Origin of the sequence: Vibrio sp. 10N.222.46.A1, assembly GCF_041473595.1 — a bacterium.
Classification (GTDB): domain Bacteria; phylum Pseudomonadota; class Gammaproteobacteria; order Enterobacterales; family Vibrionaceae; genus Vibrio; species Vibrio tasmaniensis_A.
In genome coordinates, this window is record NZ_JBFRSN010000890.1 from 1 (window position 1) to 5,047 (window position 5,047).

At 43.7% G+C, this 5,047-nt stretch carries 3 protein-coding genes; all 3 read left to right on the forward strand.

What is annotated here, in order from left to right; translation table 11 throughout:
- Positions 1-184 (forward strand): aminopeptidase N C-terminal domain-containing protein (locus AB4496_RS21540; protein ID WP_372131904.1); only part of this gene is annotated, 184 nt, incomplete at its 5' end.
- Between the two features lie 209 nt (positions 185-393).
- Complete coding sequence (locus tag AB4496_RS21545) at positions 394-612, forward strand: DUF2835 domain-containing protein (protein WP_004733645.1); 219 nt, start codon at positions 394-396, stop codon at positions 610-612.
- Between the two features lie 228 nt (positions 613-840).
- A partial coding sequence (locus AB4496_RS21550; RefSeq protein WP_372131906.1) for an NAD-glutamate dehydrogenase occupies positions 841-5,047 on the forward strand: 4,207 nt, incomplete at its 3' end.

Sequence of the window (5,047 nt, forward strand, 5' to 3'; positions counted from 1 at the left end):
CCTACGTGAACTGAACAGCAGCAACCCGCAAGTGGCTTCACGTTTGATTGACCCGCTACTTAAGTTCCGTAAGTACGATGATGAACGCCAAGCTCTAATCAAAAAAGAACTTGAGACGCTGAAGAACATGGACAACCTTGCAAAAGACTTATTCGAGAAAGTGGCAAAAGCACTAGAGGCTTAAGTCAGCCGCTTATTCAGGTAACCGTTCGATCATAAGCGGTTTGCTAATAAACAGTTTACTAGTAACGAAAAGTCATCAGTGGTAGAGAATATCTGCCACTGATTTTTTGTTTCTAGCTTATCGAATTTTCGATAAGCTAGAGCAGTTTCATTTTCAGACATCGTTAAGTGCCAAAAATCACCGGCACTGTATATGTATACAGGTATCGTATGAATCGCTATATTTTCCAACTTAACATCTCATATCAGCAGTTTTTGGCTAGCTACTCGGGTGCCGCAAGTAAAGTTCAAGTGATAACAACAACAGGGTTACGCTTACAGCTACCTGCAACTCGCTTCAGACCATTTCTTACACAAATAGGGGTTAGAGGACAGTTTAGGTTAACAACTGACCAAAAAAATAAGTTTATTAAGTTGGAAGCTCTGTAAAGCTTGGCGTGCCTAGTGAGTTAAAGGGAATCTTAATCACATAATCAAACATTTCACCTCTTACCACCTCTAAAACAATTAACTATTTATCAATAATGCTTTTACAATAAATGAATGCATTACCTTTGCTTAACTCGTTAGTAGAACTGGCCTTGAAGGCTTGATTCAAACGCTAGCTTAAGTAAGCCCCCTAATAATAAAATAAAATTCTAATTGTGGAGTGTGACTATGACCGCACGTGAAACTGTGGTTCCAGTTTTACTTGAAAAAGTTTACAAACTGATTCAAGACAAACTTGACCTTGCTCATCGACCTCTCGTAACTCAACTTGCTCAACACTTGTTTAGTAATGTTTCTCACGACGATCTAACTCAGAGAAACGAATCCGATTTATATGGTGCTGTAGTTAGCTTATGGCATCACATCAATGAAAAGAAAGCTGACCAAATCTCTGTTCGTGTTTTTAACCCGACAGTAAGTCGTCAAGGTTGGCAATCTACTCACACTATCGTAGAGATAGTCGTACCAGATAGCCCATTCCTTGTAGACTCTGTAAAAATGGCGCTGACTCGCCTAGACCTTTCTTCTCACCTTATGCTTCACAATCCAACACAAATCTCTCGCACTGATAAGGGCAGTGTTGTCGGCGTGAGCAATAACGAAGGTGCATTCCAATCGCTTTTCCATATCGAAGTAGACCGTCTTAGCAGCAAAGCTGAAATGACAGCGCTCAAAACGGAACTACTGGATATCTTTACCGATACTGGTTTAGTCGTGAACGATTGGCTGAAGATGGTTGAAAAACTTGAGGAAGTAACGAATCAAGTTGAAAAGCAAAAAGAAAGTATTCCTGTAGACGGCCAACGTTTTGATGAGACGTTGGCGTTTCTTCGTTGGTTAGGCGAGCACAACTTTACGTTTATGGGCTACAAGGAATATGACCTTGTTTCTGTAAATGGCGACACAGAACTACAACCGACCAAGGAGCAAGGCCTTGGTTTGTTTGCGAATTCAGATCGTGTGCGTAACGTTAAGCTGTCTGAGTTTTCTGACTCGGCACGCTTAGAAGCGAAAAAACCGTATGTACTTATCGTAACCAAGGGCAACACGGCTTCACGCATTCACCGCCCAGCTTACAATGATTACATTGGTATTAAGAAGTTCGATAAGAACGGTAAGGTCATTGGTGAACACCGCTTTACTGGTCTTTACACCTCTGCCGTTTATAACCAAACCGTTGAAACTATTCCTCTTGTTCGCGAGAAAGTAGAGCGTATCTTAGACGCGAGTGGTTACCGTGAAGGTTCATACTCTTACAAAGCTCTGCACAACATTCTAGAAAACTACCCGCGAGATGAACTGCTTCAAGCTCGTGAAGAAGAATTGCTAGAAGTCGGTACTGGCGTAGTTCAAATGCAAGATCGCGATCTTCTGCGTTTGTTTGTTCGCAAAGACCCGTTTGGCCGTTTCTTTAGCTGCATGGTTTACGTTACCAAAGATCGTTACAACACCGAACTTCGTCGTCAAACCCAACGCATCTTGAAGCAGTATTTCGGTTGCGAAGAAGAGGTCGAATTCACGACATACTTCTCTGAAAGCCCACTGGCGAGAACGCACTATATTGTTCGTGTTGATAACAACAACATGGATGTGGACGTGAAAACAATTGAGCAAAATTTAATGGAAGTATCGTCTACGTGGGATGACCGCCTGTCTGAATCAATCGTTGCTAACTTCGGTGAGAGCAAAGGTCTTCCGTTATCGAAAGAGTACATGCGTGCATTCCCACGTTCGTACAAAGAAGACATGATGCCTGGTTCTGCGGTTGCAGATATCGAGCGTTTAGAAGCACTAAGTGAAGACAACAAACTGGGCATGCTTTTCTACCGCCCTCAAGAAGAAGCGGCAGACTCTAAAGCTGTTCGTTTGAAGCTGTTCTACCACAGTGATGAGCCGATTCACCTGTCTGATGTTATGCCAATGCTTGAAAATTTTGGCCTGCGCGTTATTGGTGAATCACCTTATGAAGTACGCAAGACCAATGGGGTGACTTATTGGATCCTTGATTTCTCGATGCTGCATAAGAGTGACAAGACGATTGATCTTCGTGAAGCGCGCGATCTATTCCAACAAGCCTTTGCTGCGATTTGGGAAGGTGAATTAGACAGCGATGGTTTTAACCGCTTGGTATTGGGTGCGGGTCTTTCTGGCCGTGAAATCTCAATCTTACGTGCGTATGCGCGTTACATGCGCCAAGTGGGTTTCCCATTCAGCCAACAATACATTGAAGACACATTGTCTCATTACCCAGATCTAGCGAAAGGGTTAGTGAGCTTATTCGGCAAGCGTTTTGATCCTAAATTAAAGGGCAGCGCGAAAGGCCAACAAGATCTTATTAAGAAGATCACTGAACAGTTGGATCATGTAGAAAGCTTGGATGATGATCGTATCATTCGTCGTTACATGGAAATGATCACAGCAACGCTTCGTACTAACTACTACCAGTTAGACGACAACAAACAGTCTAAACCTTGGTTGGCTCTGAAAATGAGACCAAGCGAGATCCCAGATATCCCAGCGCCAGTTCCTGCGTTTGAGATCTTCGTTTACGCACCAGACATTGAAGGTGTGCATCTACGTGGCGGTAAAGTCGCTCGTGGTGGTTTACGTTGGTCAGACCGTCAAGAGGATTTCCGTACTGAGATTCTAGGCCTAGTTAAAGCACAGCAAGTTAAGAACACAGTAATTGTACCGGTTGGTGCAAAAGGTGGTTTCGTTTGTAAGCGTCAGCATACTATGTCTGGCCGAGACGAGATCTTTGCTGAAGGTCAACGTTGTTACAAGCGCTTCATCCGTGCACTACTAGACGTATCAGACAACATCATTGAAGGTGAGGTTATTCCACCTAAGAGTGTTGTTCGTCACGATGAAGATGACCCGTATTTGGTTGTTGCCGCCGATAAAGGTACCGCAACGTTCTCAGATCTAGCAAACTCAGTATCTGCTGAATACAATTTCTGGTTAGGCGATGCATTTGCCTCTGGTGGCTCTAACGGTTATGACCATAAAGCCATGGGTATCACTGCGAAAGGTGGCTGGGAATCTGTTAAACGTCACTTCCGTGAAATGGGCATCAACTGTCAAACAACGGACTTCACCGCTATCGGTGTAGGTGATATGGCGGGCGATGTGTTTGGTAATGGCATGCTGTTGTCTAAGCATATTCGTATGCAAGCTGCGTTTAACCACATGCATATTTTCATCGACCCGAATCCAGAATCAGCATCAAGCTGGGTAGAGCGTGAGCGCTTGTTTAATCTTCCTCGTTCAAGCTGGGAAGATTACAACAAAGACCTTATCTCTCAAGGTGGTGGCATCTTCTCTCGTCGAGCGAAGTCTATCTCTCTGACGCCTGAAATTCAGAAAATGCTAGGTACTAAGAAAGCATCAATGGCACCAAATGACTTGATCAAAGCGATCTTGTCTATGCAGGTTGATCTTCTTTGGAATGGCGGTATCGGTACATACGTTAAGTCTTCGAACGAGACTCATACTGACGTAGGTGACCGTGCAAATGACGTCCTTCGTATCGATGGCCGTGACCTGAAAGCTAAGGTTGTTGGTGAAGGCGGTAACTTGGGTATGACTCAATTGGGTCGTATTGAATATGCGCTGACGGGTGGCCGCGTTAATACTGACTTCGTTGATAACGTTGGTGGTGTTGACTGTTCGGATAATGAAGTAAACATTAAGATATTCTTGAATGGTTTGGTGTCTAATGGTGATCTAACCGTTAAGCAACGTAACCAAGTGCTTGAATCAATGGAAGATGAAGTGGGCGAAATCGTACTAGACGACGCATATTGCCAAGCTGAGTCTATTTCGGTTACTGAGCATCAAGGTGTTGGCTTAGTCAAAGAGCAAATCCGCTTTATTCATACAATGGAAAAAGCAGGGTACTTGGATCGTGGTTTGGAATACATCCCTGATGACGAAACACTGCTTGAGCGTGAAAAGCAGGGCCAAGGCCTAACAAGACCAGAGCTTTCTGTACTTGTTGCTTACGGTAAAATGGTGCTTAAAGAAGATCTTGTTAGTGATGATATCGCTAATGATGAATTCCATGCTCAACAGCTTATGCAATACTTCCCAACAGCGTTACGTCGTAACTACTCTCAGCACATGGATAATCATCCACTACGTTCTGAAATCATTGCGACGGCACTGGCTAACCAAATGGTTAACGAGATGGGTTGTAACTTCGTTACTCGTCTGCAAGAAGAGACGGGCGCAAATATTGTTGATATTGCCAATGCTTACGCGGCAACACGTGAAATCTATGGTCTTGGCAAAGTTCTGAAGAGCATCCGTGAACTGGACAATGTTTCAAGTTCTGAAGCTCAATATGAATTGATCTACCATGTTCGTCGTACAC

What these genes read in the sequence shown, in the direction of transcription:
- AB4496_RS21545 (WP_004733645.1), top strand. Translation starts at nt 394, where the DNA reads ATGAATCGCTATATTTTCCAACTTAACATCTCATATCAGCAGTTTTTG.